Below are 19,710 nucleotides of genomic sequence, written 5' to 3'. Positions count from 1 at the left end.
TGGACTCGTCATGGGCATGGCCGGCCAGTCGCGGGCGCGGCTGGCGAACAGTGTCTGACCAACAGAACGCTCCAGGGAGGGCCCATGGCCAACATATCCGTCGCGGATACCGGCAAGGCCGCGCCGATGACCAGCAAAGAGCGTAAAGTTATCTTTGCGTCATCCCTCGGTACCATCTTCGAATGGTATGACTTCTATCTCTACGGATCGCTGGCCGCGATTATCGCCAAGCAGTTTTTCTCGGGCGTCAATGAAACTGCCGCCTATATTTTTGCCCTGATGGCTTTTGCCGCCGGCTTCGCGGTGCGACCCTTCGGGGCGCTGGTCTTTGGTCGCCTGGGCGACATGATCGGCCGCAAATACACCTTCCTGGTCACGATCCTGATCATGGGCGCCTCGACCTTCGTGGTCGGCGTGCTGCCGAATTATGCCACCATCGGCATCGCGGCGCCGATCATCCTGGTGGCGCTGCGCATGTTGCAGGGCCTGGCACTGGGGGGCGAATATGGTGGGGCCGCGACCTATGTCGCCGAACACGCGCCCAATGGCCGGCGTGGTGCCTATACCGCCTGGATTCAGACCACGGCGACGCTGGGCCTGTTCCTGTCGCTGCTGATCATCCTGGGCTGTCGGATGTCGATGCCGACCGAGGCCTTCGAAGCCTGGGGCTGGCGGATTCCGTTCCTGATCTCGATCGTGCTGCTGGGCGTGTCGGTCTGGATCCGGCTGATGCTGAACGAGAGCCCCGCCTTCCAGAAGATGAAGGACGAGGGCAAGCATTCCAAGGCGCCGCTGACCGAGGCGTTCGGCAACTGGAAGAACCTGAAGATCGTGCTGCTGGCGCTGTTCGGTCTGGTCGCCGGGCAGGCGGTGGTCTGGTACACCGGTCAGTTCTATGCCCTGTTCTTCCTGCAGCAGACCCTGAAGGTCGATGCGCAGGAGGCCAATCTGATGATTGCCGCCGCCCTGCTGCTCGGCACGCCGTTCTTCATCATCTTCGGCGCCCTGTCGGACAAGATCGGCCGCAAGCCGATCATCATGGCCGGGCTGGCCCTGGCGGTCGTGACCTATTTTCCGATCTTCAAAGCCATCACCCATTACGCCAATCCGGCGCTGGAACAGGCGGTCGCCACCTCGCCGATCGTGGTCTATGCCGATCCGGACGAATGCGCTTTCCAGTTCAACCCGGTCGGTACGTCCAAATTCACTGCCAGCTGCGACATCGCCAAATCGGCCCTGGTCCGCAAGGGCGCGCCATACAGCAACGAGGCGGCTCCCGCCGGAACCATCGCCCAGATCCGGGTCGGCGATATCGTGATCCCTGCCTATGATGCCGCCGGCCACACCACCGGCACGGCCGTCAACCTGCATGGCGGGGCGGCCCCGGCGGCGGCGCCTGCCGACCTGAAGTCGGCCGGTGCCACGTTCGACAAGGCGTTGAGCGACGCCCTGAGGACGGCCGGCTATCCGCCGAAGGCCGATCCGGACGCGGTCAACCATGTGATGGTCGTGGTGATGCTGACGATCCTGGTGCTCTACGTCACCATGGTCTATGGCCCGATCGCGGCGATGCTGGTCGAAATGTTCCCCACCCGCATCCGCTATACCTCGATGTCGCTGCCCTATCACATCGGCAATGGCTGGTTCGGCGGCTTCCTGCCCACCACCAGCTTCGCGATCGTGGCGGCCACCGGCGATATCTACTCCGGCCTCTGGTACCCGATCATCATTGCGGCCGCGACCTTCGTCATCGGCATGCTGTTCGTCCGGGAAACCCGCTCGGTCGATATCTATCAGCATGACTGACATAATTCAGGGATGATCAATATCATACAATGATCATCCCTGGCGGTTATATTGCACCCGCGAGAAACGGGCAGCCCCGGCTGCCCGTTTCCATTTATTTTCATCACCGGCCTTGCGTCGGGCCCCAAGTTGCGCATCATCCTCGCTTAACGGGGCGGTGCGGCCATGCCAGCCCCGAGAACGACATCGGGGAGGGCAAGGCCATGACGTTTCGCATTCTGGTTGCCGATGACCATCCGCTGATGCGTGCAGCGCTGCGTCAGGCGGTTTCCGACAGCCTGCCCGGCGCCACGACCATACAGGCGTCACGGTTTTCCGAAGTCGAGACCGCGCTGCACGACACATCCGATGTCGATGCGGTGCTGCTGGATCTGCACATGCCGGGCATGAACGGGTTGATCGGGCTGGTGCTGCTGCGCAGCGAATTTCCCGCCCTGCCGGTGATCGTCGTCTCGGCGATGGAGGATGCGGCGACAGTTCAGCGCTGCATGCAATATGGTGCATCGGGCTTCGTGCCGAAATCGGCACCGGTCAACCGGCTTGGCGAGGCGATCCAGGCGGTGATCGATGGCGCCGTCTGGGTGCCGCCGGTCGACGCCACCGAGGGCAGCACCGACGATCGCGATGTCGCGGCGCGGGTGGCGGGGCTGACGCCACAGCAGCTTCGGGTGCTGGCCGGCATCGCCGAAGGCAAGCTCAACAAGCAGATCGCTTATGAGATGGGCGTGGTCGAAACCACGGTGAAGGCACATGTGACGGTGATTCTGCGCCGATTGGGGGTGGTCAGCCGTACCCAGGCCGCGATCGTGGCGGCCCGGCTGGCGCTGTCGTCACCCACGGATCCCGCCCTGGACGCCGATCCGGTGGTGCCTGACGCGGGTCGCGATCTGAGCCGGGCCGTTGTCTGACTCCCGGCGGCTTTGACGCACAGGATCAAGACACACAGGATCAATCTGCGGCGATATCGGCCGCCGTTGCGGCAGCATCATCGCTCAGACTGCGGGATCTGGTCACCAGATGGGCGATCAGCGCCCTGAGTGCGCCGGGTCGGAGCGGCTTATAGGCAACGTGGCAGCCGGCGGCCTCTGCGGTCTGCCGCACGGCCGCGTCGCGATCGGCGGTGATGACCGCGGCGGGCAGCCCGCTGCCGAAGCGCGCCCTCAACCCCGCCAGGACATCCAGGCCGTTCAGGCCGTGATCCAGATGATAATCGGTCAGCACGATATCGGGCCGGCGCTCGCCCAGCGCCGCCATCGCGGCATCGGCGGTGGTGCCCCACACCACCTCGCAGGACCAGCCGGAGAGCAGGGCGGTCATGGCCTCGGCGATCGCGATCTCGTTCTCGATGCACAGCACCAGAATGCCGTCGAAGGCCGCGTCCTGCACATGCGGTGTTACGCGCCGTGCAGCCACTTCGGCAACCGCCATCGGCACCTCGACGGCAAAGCAGCTGCCCCGGCCGGGGCTGGAGCGCAGGCTGACCTGGTGACCCAGGATCGCCGCCAGCCGCTCCACGATCGACAGCCCCAGGCCAAGCCCCTTGTCGCGATCGCCGGGGCCTGTATCCAGCTGGCGGAATTCCTGGAAGATCTCGACCTGCTTTTCGCTCGGGATGCCGGGGCCGGTGTCCCAGATCTCGATCCGCAGCCGGTCCCCGCTGCGCCGGCAGCCGACCAGAACCCGGCCGCGCGCGGTATAGCGCAAGGCATTGCCCAGCAGGTTCTGCAGGATACGCCGCAACAGAACCGCGTCGGTCGCGACCGTGGCCGCGCAGGCGACATGGCGCAGCGACAGCCCATGGCCTTCGGCGACCACCGCCATTTCGCGGGCCAGCGGCCGCAGGATGTCGTCGATCCTGACCACGCCCAGGCTGGGCTTGACCACGCCGGTATCGAGCCGGGTGACGTCGAGCAGATCGCCCAGTAGTTGTTCAACCGATCGCAGGGCCGCGTCCGCCTGTCCGACCAGCGGATCATCCACCCGGTCGCGTGCCGCCGAGATGAACAGCCGGGCCGCGTGCAGCGGTTGCAGCAGATCATGGCTGACCGCGGCCAGCAGCCGGGTCTTGGCTTGATTGGCGCGATCGGCTTCGGATTTGGCGGCGGCAAGATCAACCGTGCGGGCCGCGATCCGGCGCTCCAGCCCTTCATTAGCCTCGCGCAGCGCCTCGGCCGCGCGGTGGCGATCGGTAACGTCGTTGAACACGGCAACGAAGCCGCCATCCGGCAGCGGGTTCGATGTCACCTCCAGCACGGTGCCGTCGGGGCGCACCCGATGATAGACATCCGGGCGACTGCGCCGGGCCGGGTCGGCCTGGCGGGTCAGCAGGGTATCCATCTCGCCGTCACGGCCGAACTCGCCGCGCTGGCGCAGATGGGCGACGATCTCCGCCAGCGGCGTGCCGACGGCAACCATCGCCTCGGGGACGTCTAGCATGTCGAGGAAGCGGCGATTCCACAGCAGCACCCGGAAATCGCCATCAAAGGCGCACACCCCCTTGCCGACATTCTCCAGCGTCGACCGCAACAGCACATGCTGGTCGAGGATCGCGCGCGACGCCTCGTCGATGATCGTGCGGGCGTCGGACCGTGACAGACGCCGGTCGGCAAGCAGGCTGGCCACAACCACCCGCGCCGAGGCCGAGCCGATGGCCCCGGCCAGCAACCATTCGGTCGCCTGCACCGCTTCCTGGTCGATCCGCACCAGAAGCGCGCTGTCGAAGCCGCCGATATGGGCGGTGCGCACCTGCATCAGGTCGCGAAAAGCGGCGTCGGCACGGCGGCGGCCGACATAGCGGGCGGCCAGTTCGTGCAGATCGGCCAGTGTGGCACCACGCGGATGCATGCGGCGGTCTTCGATGTCGTGGCGCATCGACACGAAGCGTTCCGCCTGACGCATCTCAAGCGCCGATTGCCGCGTCACTGCCGATACCGCCAGCAGCACCACAAGATTGAGCCCCAGGCTGATCAGCGCGCCGGCCGACAGCAGGTCCAGATCATGGATGCCGCCCGATCCTTCGGCCAAACCCCAGCCCAGACCGGCGAGCCGCGCCTGAAACCCGCTGGCGGCGATGAGGCCGGCTTCGGCGAAGGACGGGATCAGCACCGTCGCCACCCAGGCCGCGAAGCCGGTGGTCAGGCCGGCGATGGCGCCGGCCTTGGTGATGCGTCGCGAGAACAGCCCCAACAGCAGGGGCGGCGCGAACTGGGCGACACCGGCAAACGACACCAGACCGAAGGTGACCAGCGGAAAGGTGCTGCCCAGCAGCCGGTAGTGGACATAGGCCAGACTGAGGATGCCGATCACCGCCAGCCTGCGGACGGTCAGCAGCATGCGGCTTGGATCGGCATGCCAGCCCCGGGCGGCGGGCCGGAACGCCATCAGCGCCGGCACGATCAGATCGTTGCAGACCATGGTGCTGAGGGCGACGGTGCCGACGACGATCATGCTGGTGGCGGCCGACAGCCCGCCGATGAAGGCCAGCAGCGCAAGACCCGGCTGGTTCAGGGCCAGCGGCACCGTGACCAGGAATGTATCGGCATTGACGTCGCCGCCGGCGAACAGCAGCAGGCCGGCCAGGGCCACCGGCACCACAAACAGGTTGATCGCGATCAGATAGGCCGGAAACAGCCATGCCGCCGTGCGGATATCGCCGACATGGGTGTTTTCCACCACCGCGACATGGAACTGGCGCGGCAGGCACAGGATCGCGAAACCCGACAACAGGGTCATCGCCCACCACGACAGATCCAGATCGGGTTGCATCAGCAGCCGCAGTTCCGGGTTGTCGAGTGCGGTTTCGATCAGATCGATCGGCCCGGCGGCGACGATGGTGGCGATACTGCCGCCCACGATCAGGGCCGCCGCCAGCTTGACCAGCGATTCGGCCGAAATTGCCGCCATCAGGCCGGGATGATGTTCATTGGCGTGGATGTTGCGCACGCCGAACAGGATGGCGAAGGCCGCCATCACGATGGTGACCAGAAGCGTGGTCTGCCCCGGCAGATGCGGCAGGCTGGTATCGGCGAACGGATTGCCGGCCAGCGCCTCGAAGCTGATGGTGATCGCCTTCAGTTGCAGCGCGAAATAGGGCAGCACCACGATCAGGCCGATGAAGGTGACCAGTGCCGCCAGCACGCGGCTCTTGCCATAGCGTGCCGAGATGAAATCGGAGATCGACACCACGTTCTCGGCCTTGGCCACCCGGACCATCTTGGCCAGGATCGGCCAGCCCAGACCGATCATCAGGATGGGGCCGACATAGATCGAGACGAAGTCGAAACCGCCGGTCGCCGCCCGGCCGATGGCGCCATAGAAGGTCCATGACGTGCAATAGACCGCGAGGCTGAGGGCGTAGAGCAGCGGCGCGCGGCGCTGGGTGAGGCTGGCGCGGCGCGCGGCAATGCGATCGCCGCGCCAGGCGATGGCAAACAGCGCTGCCAGATAGGTCAGCGACAGGCTGAGGACGAGCCAACTGTCCATGACGGGTCCGTGGACCCTTTCCCCCGTTGATCGCGCACCGCCGAACTGTTATGGCCGGGCCCGCGCTGCGCCTCGATTGACCCCATACATCTGACGGCATGGTTGCATCAGCCGGACGGCTGTACAGCGAGTCTGCACAGGGATCTGCCCCGGATCAAGTCGCCGATCAGGGTCCGGCGACGGCAATGTTCCAGTGTCGTCTCGGGCAGGGAAGGGGATGCCAGCAAACGTTCGTTTGAAATACCGGGCCGATTGCGCCATGCTGCCCGCGACAAAGCAGATGCGCCATGATCAGACGGTAAGGGATGGTATATGACCCGGCTGTTCAGCGACAAGATTGCACTGGTCACCGGCGCCGGTTCGGGGATTGGCGCGGCCGTGGCCCGGCAATTGGTTGCCGGGGGCGCGCGGGTGGCGGTTGCCGACATCAATGACGCGGCGGCCGGCGCTCTGGCGGACGGGCTTGGCAAGGCAGCACGCGCCTTCTCTGTCGACGTGGCCGATCCGGACGCGGTGGCGCGGCTGGTGGATGATGTCGTCTCCAGCTTCGGTGGTCTGCATCTGGCCGTGAACAATGCCGGCATCGGCGGCGCCGAGGGGCCGGTTGCCGTCTATGGCATTGCCGGCTGGCGTCGGGTGATCGACATCAATCTGAACGGCGTATTCTATGCCATGCATGCCCAGATTCCGGCGATACTGGCCTCGGGTGGCGGGGCGATCGTCAATATGGCATCGATCCTGGGTCTCAGCGGTTTTGCCGGATCGGCCGCCTATGTTGCAGCCAAGCATGGCGTGATCGGGCTGACCAAGACCGCAGCGGCGGAATACTCTGCCGCCGGCGTGCGGGTGAATGCCGTCTGCCCTGGCTTCATCGACACACCGCTGATCGGCCATGTCGATGCCCCGGCCCGGCGCGCGCTGGTCGCGCGCCACCCGATCGGCCGGTTGGGAACGTCGGATGAGGTGGCAGCGCTGACCTGCTTCCTGCTGTCGGATGAGGCCGGCTTTGTCACCGGCAGCGCCCATCTGGTCGACGGTGGCTATTCTGCGGTCTGATCCGATAGATGACCTCCGGGCCATTGATGCTGCAATGCAGAATATATCTTAGCGTCGCAACATATCTCTGCAAGCATCATCCCGCACAGGTTGATCTGCTTGCGATCCGCCGATCATCACCGGAGTGTCGATCGGCGCCATCAACGCGGCGGCATTGGCCGGGGGGGCCGGCTGGGGCCGGTGGCGACGCTCGACGCCCTGTGGGCACGGTTCATGATCGATGCGCCGCACCCGCCGGTACCGCTCGGCGATGCAGTGGCGCGGGCGGCATCGGCTTTCGGCGCACCCGGATTCTATCGGCCGCGTAGTGACCTGTTCAACATCGCGGGCTGGACCAGTGTCTATGACACAACGGCGCGCCGTGCCGCAGGCGAGTTCGCTGCCCGGCGGGTTCTGGCAGAGAGCCCGCCGCTGGATACCGACAGCGCCGCCGCTCCCGAAGCAGGCCCCGAACTCGCGGTCTGGAGCGGCGGACGCTGATCAGCTTCGGTGGATCGGGTCGATCCATTTCACTGTCTCGGGCTTCTCGACCGGCTCGATATCCAGATTGACCACCACCGGTTCCTGATCCGACCGTACCAGCACGCATTCCAGCGGCTCGTCGGCGGCGGCATTGATTTCCTGATGGGGCACATAGGGCGGCACGAAGATGAAATCGCCCGGCCCGGCTTCGGCGGTGAACTGCAACCGGTCGCCCCAGCGCATCCGCGCGCGGCCGCGCAACACATAGATCACGCTTTCAAGCGCGCCGTGATGATGGGCGCCGGTCTTGGCATCGGGCTGGATCGTCACCGTGCCGGCCCAGATCTTGCTGGCGCCGACACGGGCGTTGTTGATCGCGGTCGCGCGCGCCATGCCGGGCGTCTGGGCCGTCTGCGGGTCGAGCTGGTCGCCGGGGATCACCTGAACGCCGGTGGTGCGCCAGTCGTGATCATGGCGGTGATGGTGGCCATGGTCGTGATCATGATGCTCGTCATCTGCCATGGGGGCGCCTCGTCTGGATGCGGGAAGACCGGCTTCACGGCCGCGTGCTCGGTACCAGCCTAGCCGAGATCACGAGAGGGCGCAGCCCCGCGTGATGCCTGCGTGATGCCTGCGTGACGCCCGCGTGATGACTGTGGCGGGGTCATTGCGGCATGTCGGCGAGTGCCGCGTCTACCCGCGCAAGATCGTGATCGATGGTCAGGGCAGCGCGCGCATAGGCATGAACCTGGGCGGCGGCACGGCGCGCGGCATCGGCATCCTCGGCATGTCGCGCTTCGCGCGCCATCACCGCCAGAACACCCAGCAGCCGGCAGACCACTTCGACCGCACCGGCGCCGCAGCGTGCGATCCGCATCAGGGCGCGATCGACCAGCGCATCGATGGTCAGGGCGGGCAGGGTGACATGGGCAGCGCCGGGGCCCAGACGATCGGTATCGGGGGCCATGTCCTGGCGGGGCGGGTCGGCCACCAGATCGGCCAGCAAAGCTTCAAGCCGGTCCAGGCAGACCTCGGCGGTTTCCGGGTCGTTGATCCCGGGCGATAATGCGCGGCAGGCGGTTTCGCACAGCAGTTCCAGCGAGAACAACGGATCCTGAGTGTCGATCCGATCGCGGCCGATATCGAAGCATTCGCCGATCACTGCCAGCACCGCGTCATCAACCGCGCCGCCATCGCGGCTGCGGACCGTCGCCAGCGGCTTCAGCGGGTGCACGCCGATACCGGGGCGGTTGCTGATGTCGATCAGCAGACGGTGCCGTTCGGCCAACGCCGCCAGACGGGCGGTATCGATCAGCCGCAGATAGCCGGTCATGGCGGGGCGCACCACCGTGCGGCCCCAGGCGGCGCCAGTGCCGGCGCCGCCTGCGGTGCTGTGCCGGGATTCCGCCGAATGGGGCTCGGCACCGCTGGCGCCGGCGGGCCGCTGAAGCCGCACGCCAAGCCCGGGCGCCGCGCGATGGGCGCCGACCGACCGGCAGGCGCTGCGGAAGATCCGGTCGATCATGCTCGACAGCTTCAGCGTGTCGGCGATGTGATGGAACCACATCACCATCCGGAACAGCGCCAGCGCCAGCGACAGCAATCCGCCCAGGCCGATCAGCAGCCGTGCACCGGTGCCGTCGCGGCCAAGCCCCAGCACCACGATGCCGGCGACGGCATAGACGAAGCCGGCGACGAAGGTCGCCAGCGCGTTCTGCGTGACCCCGTCGGACATCAGGCCGGGCAGAGCACGGGGCGACGCCTGATCGGATGCGGCATTCAGCACCACCATCAGCACTGACAAGGTGACGGTGGCGATGGTCAGCAGACTGCCGCCACCCAGCTTCAGAAGCTCGACGATCGCATCCTTGTCGGGCACCGGGATCGCATACTCGCCAGGCATGTAGGGGCCGATGACGATCGCCAGCCCCACCCACAGCGCCGCGAGCGCGCTGGCCGCGGCGGGGCGCAGCCACAGGGTTTCGCGCAGCCGGGTCCAGGTTCGCAACAGCCCGCCACGCATCATCCGACAGGTTCCCCGGCGGTGGCCACCGGCTGCCCGTCGTGGTCGGGCAGGGCGGCGATGTCGCATGGATACAGCCTGACCGGCTGGCCGCGCGCTGCCGGCGCAAGGGCGTCGAGGCTGTCGCAAACGCCGCCGGCCACACAGATCCGGTGCGGCGGTGTGTTGGTGGAATTGGCGAGGGTCAGGGCGTCGAGCGGCCCGATCGCCGGGGTGTAGACCCAGTGCCCGTCGATCAGGCGGGCATCATCGGGCGGTTCCATGCCGGCGCCGCTGCCGGAGATGCGGGCCAGGCCGGCATGAAGCAGATGATCGTTGCCGATCGACCAGGCCTCCTGCCAGCGGACGCGTTCCACGGAATGGGTCCAGGACAGGGTGAAGGCGGTAACGGGCAGGCGGGCGAGCGGCGGCCCGCCCTGGGCCAGGGCGATGCACAGGCCCAGAACCGTGGCGGCCATCGCCCCCGCCATGGTCAGCCCGCCATCCGCAGCGTGCGCCGGCGGCGGATCAGATGCTGGGCGATCACGATCGCCGCCAGCCCCAGGCCCAACTCGTCGGTCAGCGGCAGCGCCGCCACCAGCAGGAAGGCCGCGATCATGGCGGCGATCCGTTCCCACCATGCCAGCCGGCCGGCCAGGAAGCCGATGCTGGCGGCACCCCACAGGCCCATAGAAACCAGCGCCTTGAGCACGATGAAGCCGACGGCGGGCCAGTAACCGATCGACTGGGCCAGCGGGCCGCCATCCTGCAGCATCAGCGCCGGGGTATAGACCGCCATGAACGGCACCACGAAGCCGGCGATCGCGATCCTGAGGCAGTTGACCCCGATCTTGAGCCCCGAAGCCTTGGCGATCGGCGAGGCCGCGAAGGCAGCCAGGGCCACGGGCGGCGTCAGATCGGCCATGATGCCGAAATAGAACACGAACATATGGCTGACGATCAGTGGCACGCCCAGCTCCAGCAAGGCGGGGCCGACCAGCGACGAGGTGATGATGTAATTGGGAATGGTGGGAATACCCATGCCCAGGACCAGGCAGGTGAACATGGTCAGCACCAGCGACAGGAACAGGCTCTGGTCGCCGACATCGATGATCACGCGGGCGAAATTGGTCGCGAGCCCGGTCAGGGTCATGACGCCGATGATGGTGCCGACCAGCGCGCAGGCGATGCCCACGCCAAGGGCGTTGCGTGCGCCATCGGCCAGCGCATCGACCATCATGGTCAGGGTGGGTCTCAGCCCGCGCATCACGAAGCAGACGACGACCAGCACCAGGATGACGGCGGCGATGACATCGATGCCCCACCGGAAGAAGCCGGCGGCGGCAAGGCCGATGACCACCCAGAACAGGATCCGGATCGGCATGGCGGGCATCGCCGATGCGATCGGCGAACCCAGGATCAGAACCGCGGTGAGCGCCAGACCCACCGTGCCGGCAAACAGCGGCGTGTAGCCGGAAAACAGCAGATAGACCAGCAGCACCAGCGGCAGCAGCAGATGCCAGCGCGCCTTCAACGCCGCCAGCGGATCGGGCAGCTCGGATTTGGGCAGGCCTGCTAGGTTCAGGCGGCCTGCTTCCAGATGCACCATCCACAGCACGGTGGCGAAGTACAGGATGGCCGGGATCAGCGCCGCCTCGACCACGTCGATATAGGGCACGTTCAGGGTTTCGGCCATGATGAAGGCGACGGCACCCATCACCGGCGGCATGATCTGGCCGCCCATGCTGGCTGTCGCCTCGACCGCGCCGGCAAAGGCCGGGCGATAACCGAAGCGCTTCATCAGCGGGATGGTGAACTGGCCGGTGGTCACCACATTGGCGACGCCGGAGCCGTTGATGGTGCCCATCAGCGCCGATGACACCACCGCCACCTTGGCCGGACCGCCACGCGCGCCGCCCACCGTTCCCATCGCGATGTCGGAAAACAGCATCACCATGCCGGCGCGTTCCAGGAAGGCGCCAAACAGGATGAACAGGAAGATATAGGTCGACGAGACCAGGATCGGGATGCCGAAGATGCCTTCGGTGCCGAGGAACATCTGGTCGATCACCTGATCGAAGCCGTACCCGCGATGGTTGAGCGGCGAGGGCAGCAGATGACCGAAGACCGCATAGGCGAGGAACAGCCCGCAGATGATCGGCAACGCGATGCCCATTGCCCGCCGTGCCGCCTCGAACACCAGCGCCAGCAGCAGCACGCCCAGCACGATATCGGTGTCCGACGGATCGCCGGCGCGCAGCAGAATGTCGGTCTCGAACACCCAGTGATACAGGCCGAGCAGGAAGCCCGCGAGCCCCAGCCCGATATCGACCAGCTTCAACGGCGACCCTGCCGGCCGATGGGCGGCGGTCAGCATGAAGCCGAGCAGCAACAGGAAGCCGACGTGGATCGACCGGACCACCAGGCTCGACAGCGGCGTGTAGGCGGCGGTGTAGATCTGGAAGGCCGAGAAGATCACGGCGATCAGGAAGATCGCCCGGCCGAAACCCTGGCGGCGATCCGGCAACGGCCCATGCATGGGCCCCGCCTCGAAAACCGGTTCGGAGCGAGATGAGGGCGCGGCGGCCCGGTCGGTGGATGCTGTCATGCGCGTGGATCTTCCGGACGCTGGCCTGTGCCTGAAGCCGCCTGATGGCGCGTTGGGTCCGGACAACATCTGCCGGGCACGCCGCATCTGCGGTGGCCCGGCGGATGTCGCCCGTCGGCGCGATTACTTCAGGACGCCGGCCTCGCGGTAATAGGCCTCGGCGCCGGGATGCAGCGGGATCGGCAGGCCCTTGGTCGCGTTCTCAAGCTTGATCGCCATGGCGGCGGCATGGGCCGCGGTCATGGTGTTCATGTTGTCGAACATCTGCTTGGCCATCTCGTGCGCCAGTGCGTCCGGCACATCGGCATGGGTCACCAGGATGTTGCCAATGGCGACGGCGGGCACGGCTTCGGTCTGGCCGTCATAGGTGTTGGCGGGAATGTCTGTCGCCTGATAGGCGGCGTCGCCGATCTTGGCCACGACATCTGCCGGCACCGCCACCACGGTGATCGGCACACTGGTCGCCAGGTCACGGATCGATGCGACGCCGAGGCCGGCCGACTGCAGCGTCGCGTCGATCTGGCGGTTCTTCATGAGCTCGACCGACTCGCCGAACGGCAGGTACTCGACCTTGCCCAGATCGTCATAGGTCAGGCCTGCGGCCTTCAGGATGGCGCGGGCATTCAACTCGGTGCCTGAGCGCGGTGCGCCGACCGAGATCCGCTTGCCCTTCAGGTCGGCGAGCGTCTTGATACCGCTGTCCTGGCTGGCGACGATCTGGACGTAATTCGGATAGATGGCGGCGATGGCGCGCAGCTTGTCGAGCTTGCCCTTGAAGCCGGCCTCTTCGTTGCCGGCCCAGGCCATGCCGACCGAATCGCCGAGCGCGAAGCCGATCTCGCCCCTGCCCGCCTGAAGAAGGTTCAGATTCTCGACCGATGCCTTGGTCGACTGCACCGAGGTGCGGATATCGGGGATGTTGTCGGCATAGATCTTCGACAGCGCCACACCCAGCGGATAATAGACGCCGCTGGTGCCGCCGGTCAGCACGTTGACGAACTGTTCGGCCTTGGCGGTCACGGGTGCCGCAACAGTGATCGCCGCGGCCAGCGCCAGGCCGGCGATCCTTGCGCCCATGGTTTTGCGGGTGCTCAGCATGTTCATGGATTTCTCTCCCCCATTTTCAGACGTCTTCTGATCTGTCTCTCCGGCTGCTCCCCTGTCCCCTTGATGGCGGGCAACCGCTCCGGGGCCAGTTTAGCCGTGCGTCAGGGCGGCCGGGCAAGCAAAAGCTGCACACAACGCGAAACGAGGGGTGGGAAACATCCTCAGCGACAGGAAAACCGGCGATGCGGCCTGCGGCTCAGCGGAACACGACGGTCTTGTGCTGGTTGATCAGAACCCGGCGCTCGACATGCCACTGCACCGCGCGGGCCAGCACGACGGTTTCAATGTCCCGGCCGATGCTCACCAGGTCTTCCGAGGTATGCGTATGATCCACGCGCTCCACCGCCTGCTCGATGATCGGCCCCTCATCCAGATCGGTGGTCACGTAATGAGCGGTGGCGCCGATCAGCTTGACGCCGCGGGCATGGGCCTGATGATAGGGCCGTGCGCCCTTGAAACCGGGCAGGAAGCTGTGATGGATGTTGATGCAGCGCCCGGACAGCGCCTGGCACAGCGTCGGGCTCAGGATCTGCATGTAGCGGGCCAGAACCACCAGTTCGACGTCCAGGTTCCGGATCATATCCAGCAGGGCCCGCTCCTGATCGCCCTTGGTGGCCGGCGTCACCGGCAGATGGTGGAACGGCACATCGTGCCAGTCCGCCAGATGACGCAGGCTGTCATGGTTGCCCATCACGCCGGCCACCTCGATCGGCAACAGGCCGCTATGCCAGCGATGCAGCAGATCATTCAGGCAATGACCGGCCTTGGACACGCAGATCAGCACCCGCGGGCGGCGGCAGAGGTCGTGCAGTGTCCAGCGCATGCCGAAGCGCCGGGCCAGACCGGTGAATCGCAGGCCCAGCCCGTCCGCATCCTCGCCCGCACCGCCGCCGGCGGCGGCCGACAGCACCACGCGCATGAAAAAGGTCTGGGTCTCACGGTCGCCATACTGGGCGCTCTCATTGATGAAAGCGCCTTCCGCGGACAGAAAGCCCGACACGGCCGCCACCAGGCCGACAGTGTCGGGGCAGGTGATCGTCAGGACATGGGTGGGGCTTGGAACGGGCATCGCTGGTCGGGCTCCGGGAGATGGCGTCGGCACGGGCGCTCGCGCCCGCATGCGACTGCTCGGTGCTCGCGCCCGCATGCGGCGGGTCGCGTCGGCATGAACGCATGCCCCGGCAGCTTGCGGCTGTCAACCTGACAGATGATGCAGAATGGCAGATGGTCTGATCCGGCGATCGCGTCGCGTCATCGCGCCACTGATCGGAATTGGTGGAGCCGAGGGGGATCGAACCCCTGACCCCCTGCTTGCAAAGCAGGTGCTCTCCCAGCTGAGCTACGGCCCCGTACCATCCGGATCGTGGGGCCTTTTACTGCGGGTGGCGGCCAAGTGCAAGACCAGAAGCGCATGAACCGTCAGAGGAGGGGCGGCGCCGGCGTTGACGGCGCTTGACCGGCCTTCGTCCACGCTGTGGAGTGAACAGGTTCCGGCCGGTTGTATCGTCGATTGTGCCCGGCCAATTGTACCCGAACGATAAAACAACAAGAAGCGACAAGAAGGAAACCGCGGTGTTTGGGAGGCGGGGGAAGGTCGCCGACTGGCTGGCCAGGGGATTGATGGGGCTGGGGGCTGTCGTGGTCGTGATGGCCGCGGCAGTCGGTGTCGATCTGGTGATGCCAAGTCAGGGCATGCTGGCGATGATGCTGGTGGTGCTGGGCATGACGATTGTCGGGCTGGCGGCGCTGGTCAGGCGGGAACGGCTGCGGGCCCTGCGCAATCTGGCCCGGGCGGTGGATGCCGAACAGGTGCGCCGGACCAGCGAGGCGCGCCTGCTCGACGCACTCAATTCCATGAGCGATGCGCTTCTGCTGTGCGGCCCCGACGACACCTATGTCATCAGCAACCGGCGCTATGAGGAGATGCTCGGCCAGGGCTCGATGCGGCTGGCTGGCGGGGTCGCCTTCGATGTCCTGATGCGCGACGCCCTCGATCGCGGTGTGATCGATATGATGGGCGAGCCGGCGGAAGACTGGTTGCGGCGCCGGCTGGAGATGCGACGGCATGGGGGAGGGCGGTTCGAGTTCCGGATGGCCGACGGTCGCTGGCTGATGGTGCGGGAATTTCCCACCCATGATGGCGGGCTGTTGTCGCTCTATTCCGATGTCACCACGGTCAAGGCGCGTGAGGCGGCTGTCACCACGGTCAAGGCGCGTGAGGCGGCGCTCGCGGCGGCTCGTGATACGGCCGAACGGGCCAACAAGGTCAAGAACGACTTCCTCGCGAATGTCAGCCATGAACTGCGCACGCCGCTGAATGCCGTCATCGGCTTCACCGATATGCTGCTGATGGGCTATGCCGGCGCGGTATCGGACCGGCAGCGCGAATATCTCGGGGACATTCGCGACAGCGCCACCCATCTGCTCAGCGTTATCAACGATATTCTCGACCTCAGTCGTGCCGAAGCGGCGACCCTGGCGCTGGATCCGCGACCGCTCGATCTGGCGCGATTGCTCCGGACGGCGGTGCGCATGCTTGAGCCGAAAGCGGCTGAGGGGCAGTTGGCGATGACGCTGGATGTCGAGCCGCCGTCGCTGCGGATTGTCGCCGACGAACTGCGTATCCGGCAGGTGGTGGTGAACCTGCTGTCGAATGCGATCAAGTTCACGCATCCGGGGGGCCGCATCACGGTGACGGCCTGCCCTGTCGCCATTGCGCCGGCGGCGATCGACCCCGCGCTCTGCCCACCGCAATCCCATAGGCCGGCTCCGCTCCCGCTGCCGGCGGCGGCCGTGCCATCGATATCTGCCGCCGATGCCGGCGCTGCGGGTGTGCGGATCGTCATCGCCGATGATGGCATCGGCATGAGCCCGGCGGATGTGGAGCGGGCTTTCGAGCCCTTCGTCCAACTCGATGCCGGCTTCTCGCGGCGTTTCGAAGGCACGGGTCTGGGCCTGCCGCTTGCCCGCCGTCTGGTCGAGGCGCATGGCGGCCGGTTGGATCTGGATAGCCGCGTCGGCGGCGGCACGCGGGCGCTCATCACGCTGCCGGCGACCGGAGGAACGAAGAAATAGCCGGGACTGAACTAGAATGCCACCACACGCGCGGCCGGTTGCGGGCCGATCTCTGCCTGGATCGATGCAAGTGGCAGCCAGATCCGTGCCTCGGTGCCCATGCCGGGCGCCGAGGTCAGCACCAGATGCCCGTCATGGGCCTCGATGAAGCGCCGGGCCAGCGGCAGGCCCAGCCCGGCGCCCTCATAGCGACGGGCAAGACTGCTGTCGATCTGCACGAAGGGCTGCTGCACGCGCTCGATCTGTTCGGCGGCGATCCCGATGCCGGTATCGGCGACGATGATCTCCACACCCGCCGCCGTGCCGCCATCGGGAAGCGATGCGGTGCGGTTCTTGAGGGTGACGGTAACGTGGCCGCCCTGGGGCGTGAACTTGATGGCATTCGACAGCAGCGCGTCCAGCGCCCGCTTCAACAACCGGCGATCGCCGCGGATGGCACAGTCGGTCGACGGATCATGGGGCATGCGCGCCAGCGTCAGATCGGCATCCTGAGCCAGGCGTTCGGCATCGCTGAGGGCCGATGATACCAGGCGGTCCAGATCCATCGGGGTCGTCTTCATGCCATCGCGGTCGGCCCGCACGATCTCAAGGATGTCGTCGATCAGGCCCAGCAGCCGGTTGCCGCCGTCTCTGACATGCCCGAGATATTCGCGCTGTCGCTCGTTCAACGGCCCGGCAGTGCCATGGGCGACCATGTCGGTGAAGCCGATGACCGCGTTCAGCGGGGTCTTCAACTCATGGCTCATATTCGCCAGGAACTCGGTCTTGGCACGGCTGGCGGCTTCCGCGGCCTGCTTGGCGACGGCAAGATCCCGCTCGCGCAGCTTCAGCGCGGTGATATCCGACATGACAAACACCAGGCCGCCATCGGCAATGGCGCGACGGGTGATCCTCAGCCAGTGATCGTCGGCAAAATGAACTTCGTGATCGCGATCCTCATGGGTCGGCGGGGCATCGTCCACCGGTATCTCGACGCCGCTGATCCGGCTGCGGATATCGATGACGGCGCTGTCCATCAACTCCTGGCGCAGGGTCTGAATGTGGCGACCGATGAACGGGCGGGGCACCGTGTCGGGAAGCAGCTCGTCGATCCGGCGGTTGGCGACCGCGATCCGGCCGTCGGGCGTGGCGATCATCAGGCCGTCGGACATCGCGGTCATGGCATTGGACAGCATCTGTTCGGCGGCAAGTGCTGCACGCTGGGCGGCGTTTGCTTCCTCGCGGCGCAGGGTCTCGTGCTTCACCGCCCTGGTCAGCAACATGACCAGAGCGCCGCCCACGACCAGCAGTGCCACCAGCGGAACGGCGATCCAGTACCACATCGATCGCAGACGGTATTCAAGGGCAGCCAGGCTGCGATTGCTGTCGAGCAGCAGCATTACCGAGGCGTCATAGGCTTTGGCGCGCAGGGCTTCGATGCTGACTGCGGCCGATGCGAGCGTGGCGTCGTCGGTGATCAGGGCGACCGCCTCGACATCAAGAAGCGTCGAGCGGATGGTGCGGAACAGATCCGCCATGTCGTCGCGGCTGGCCAATGCCTCGGCAACGATGCCCTGTTCGAACATGCTCAGGCGGCTGTAGACGATGTCGGCCCTGAGCAGCAGTTCGTCGAGGCTGTCCGGATCCCGCTGAAACCGGTATTCGGTAAAAGCGTTCGCCATCCGCAGCGTCTCGAAGTCGAGCTGGACGACCGCCCAGTCGCGCTCGGCACGCTCCGTTGCCCGCAGACGGGTTTCCGCCACCAGCGACGCGACCGCCCACGCGATGATTGCGACCAGGATCACGATCATCACGCCCAGGGCGGCGGCAACGGTTTTGGAGGCGGGAAGAAAACGCATCGGTCTGTGCAATCACTCGAAAGTCAGTTGTTTCAACTGCCAGACCATGCGCGACTGGATCTCGTGGCGCCCGACGCCGTCCAGCTCCGACAGGGCATCAAGCGGGAACACGATCCACAGTGGCCCGCGTTCGCGAACCGACATCGGCTTGCCATTGTTGGTGTCGGCGATGATCCCGCCGCGGGCCACCGCGTCGGCGACGTCGAAGGTATAGGAATAGTCGTTGAGGGCGCGGGCCGAGACCGTGCGGGCGTCGATGCCCAGGCGCCGGATCAGCGCAGCCAGTGACACGCCGTCAAATCGCTGGATGCCGTCGGTCCAGGGGGTGGCGGTCTCGATCGTGCTGCGCGGCATGGCGGCGAGCATCGCACGATCGAAAATGGCAGTGCCGCCCGGTGTATTCGTGACGGCGAGATTGCCCGACACGTCCAGAACCACCTTGCCGGTGGGGGCGGGAAGGGTGATCTGGTCCGCATGCGCCATTCGCGGCTGGACCAGCATGGTTGCCGAGGCCACGGCCAGTGCGATGGCGAGCCACATGAGTGCGAGCCTGCTGCGCATGATCGTCACGGGCCTGCTCATTCATCACCTGCATTTATCGGAGATTTAAACGATATGCAGGGCATTTCGGCAGGCATGCCGTCGGACCTGCTGATCATCTCCAAGCTAGCCGGGAAAACTTAAGCTAAGGTTAGCATTGCCTCTTATGCACGCGCCGGAGATGCCGTGCGCATCCTGTTGCGGCAGGACGGGGGCTGGACGGCAGCGGCTTCCATAGCCATATGTCCTCCTCCCCAGTCCGAGGGGCGGAGACGTCGGCAGGCGGAGGCCGCGGAGCCGGTGCCCGGCGGAATGAGGCCACAAAAAGAGCTTGCATGCTCCGGGTTTTATCTATATCTTCAGAAATCGCCGCCTAGCCCAACCAGGGTTGGTGGCCGCCGGTTCAGCTTCGAAACCGCTTCCGAAAAAAAGCAGTTGACGTAGCCGGGCAGCGGGGGTAAAAACCGCCCCACACCAGACGGCAGCGCGGTTGACGCGGCGCCGGACGGGGCCGAAAGGCCAGGAAATACAGGCTCTTAAATGGGTTTGGGCTCTTAAATGAGCCGACAGCGCCTGAGGGCGCGGCGGATCTTCGGGTTCGCTGGGGTTTGTGGCCCCGGATCTTTGACATTGTGAAACGGATCGGAAGGGATGCGAGGGCGGCGGTTGTTGGCTTAGTCATCTAAGAACGACAAACCGATGAGCGCCTTGGCATCTTAACTATGACCTTGTGC

Annotated in this window: 14 protein-coding genes and 1 tRNA gene; 5 read left to right on the top strand and 10 right to left on the bottom strand. The window is 66.0% G+C overall.

Annotated features, from left to right (window positions below; all coding sequences use genetic code 11):
• The first annotated feature begins 84 nt into the window (after positions 1-84).
• Together WG924_RS27670 and WG924_RS27665 are read left to right on the top strand one after the other, a co-directional pair.
• The gene (locus WG924_RS27670) at positions 85-1,806 is read left to right on the top strand and encodes an MFS transporter (protein WP_345936270.1); all 1,722 of its coding nucleotides are present in this window, start codon (positions 85-87) and stop codon (positions 1,804-1,806) included.
• Positions 1,807-2,009: 203 nt separating this feature from the next.
• The gene (locus tag WG924_RS27665; protein ID WP_345936269.1) at positions 2,010-2,714 is read left to right on the top strand and encodes a response regulator; all 705 of its coding nucleotides are present in this window, start codon (positions 2,010-2,012) and stop codon (positions 2,712-2,714) included.
• Between the two features lie 40 nt (positions 2,715-2,754).
• Here WG924_RS27665 and WG924_RS27660 read toward each other — a convergent pair whose 3' ends face one another.
• Positions 2,755-6,288: a hybrid sensor histidine kinase/response regulator gene (locus WG924_RS27660; protein WP_345936268.1), complete on the bottom strand. Its 3,534-nt coding sequence runs from the start codon at positions 6,286-6,288 to the stop codon at positions 2,755-2,757.
• Positions 6,289-6,600: 312 nt separating this feature from the next.
• On the opposite strand from WG924_RS27660, the gene WG924_RS27655 reads away from it, so the two are divergent.
• Complete coding sequence (locus WG924_RS27655) at positions 6,601-7,344, top strand: SDR family NAD(P)-dependent oxidoreductase (RefSeq protein WP_345936267.1); 744 nt, start codon at positions 6,601-6,603, stop codon at positions 7,342-7,344.
• Between the two features lie 99 nt (positions 7,345-7,443).
• Entirely contained in the window at positions 7,444-7,824 is a 381-nt protein-coding gene (locus tag WG924_RS27650) for a hypothetical protein (RefSeq protein ID WP_345936266.1), read from the top strand.
• Here the strand turns inward: WG924_RS27650 and WG924_RS27645 are convergent, their stop codons facing one another.
• The 7 genes from WG924_RS27645 to WG924_RS27615 all read right to left on the bottom strand — a co-directional run bounded on the left by WG924_RS27645 (position 7,825) and on the right by WG924_RS27615 (position 14,872).
• Positions 7,825-8,328: a cupin domain-containing protein gene (locus WG924_RS27645; RefSeq protein ID WP_345936265.1), complete on the bottom strand. Its 504-nt coding sequence runs from the start codon at positions 8,326-8,328 to the stop codon at positions 7,825-7,827. It abuts the gene before it with no gap.
• Between the two features lie 142 nt (positions 8,329-8,470).
• The gene (locus WG924_RS27640) at positions 8,471-9,832 is read right to left on the bottom strand and encodes a DUF2254 domain-containing protein (RefSeq protein WP_345936264.1); all 1,362 of its coding nucleotides are present in this window, start codon (positions 9,830-9,832) and stop codon (positions 8,471-8,473) included.
• The gene (locus WG924_RS27635; RefSeq protein ID WP_345936263.1) at positions 9,829-10,299 is read right to left on the bottom strand and encodes a DUF1850 domain-containing protein; all 471 of its coding nucleotides are present in this window, start codon (positions 10,297-10,299) and stop codon (positions 9,829-9,831) included. Before WG924_RS27635 ends, WG924_RS27640 begins: the two co-directional genes overlap by 4 nt.
• Before the next feature lie 2 nt (positions 10,300-10,301).
• Positions 10,302-12,416, bottom strand: coding sequence for a TRAP transporter permease (locus tag WG924_RS27630; protein WP_372044762.1), 2,115 nt, complete (start codon positions 12,414-12,416; stop codon positions 10,302-10,304).
• Between the two features lie 123 nt (positions 12,417-12,539).
• Positions 12,540-13,520 (bottom strand): TAXI family TRAP transporter solute-binding subunit, encoded by a 981-nt coding sequence (locus WG924_RS27625; protein ID WP_372044761.1) that lies wholly within the window; start codon positions 13,518-13,520, stop codon positions 12,540-12,542.
• A gap of 199 nt (positions 13,521-13,719) precedes the next feature.
• Positions 13,720-14,592 carry a formyltetrahydrofolate deformylase gene (purU, locus tag WG924_RS27620; RefSeq protein WP_345936262.1) on the bottom strand — a complete coding sequence of 291 codons (873 nt, stop codon included), beginning with the start codon at positions 14,590-14,592 and terminating at the stop codon, positions 13,720-13,722.
• Between the two features lie 204 nt (positions 14,593-14,796).
• Positions 14,797-14,872: transfer RNA gene (locus tag WG924_RS27615), tRNA-Ala, on the bottom strand.
• A 223-nt stretch (positions 14,873-15,095) separates the two neighbouring features.
• Here WG924_RS27615 and WG924_RS27610 point away from each other — a divergent pair.
• Positions 15,096-16,598 (top strand): sensor histidine kinase, encoded by a 1,503-nt coding sequence (locus WG924_RS27610; protein WP_345936260.1) that lies wholly within the window; start codon positions 15,096-15,098, stop codon positions 16,596-16,598.
• 11 nt (positions 16,599-16,609) lie between these two features.
• Here WG924_RS27610 and WG924_RS27605 read toward each other — a convergent pair whose 3' ends face one another.
• Both WG924_RS27605 and WG924_RS27600 read right to left on the bottom strand, forming a co-directional pair.
• Positions 16,610-18,436 (bottom strand): sensor histidine kinase, encoded by a 1,827-nt coding sequence (locus WG924_RS27605; protein ID WP_345936259.1) that lies wholly within the window; start codon positions 18,434-18,436, stop codon positions 16,610-16,612.
• A 12-nt stretch (positions 18,437-18,448) separates the two neighbouring features.
• Entirely contained in the window at positions 18,449-18,997 is a 549-nt protein-coding gene (locus WG924_RS27600; RefSeq protein WP_345936291.1) for a putative pterin-binding protein, read from the bottom strand.
• Between the last annotated feature and the right edge of the window lie 713 nt (positions 18,998-19,710).

Origin of the sequence: Tistrella arctica, from assembly GCF_039630945.1 — a bacterium.
GTDB lineage: Bacteria > Pseudomonadota > Alphaproteobacteria > Tistrellales > Tistrellaceae > Tistrella > Tistrella bauzanensis.
Note: the sequence above shows the minus strand (reverse complement) of the source record. Positions and strands in the feature narration are given on the sequence as shown.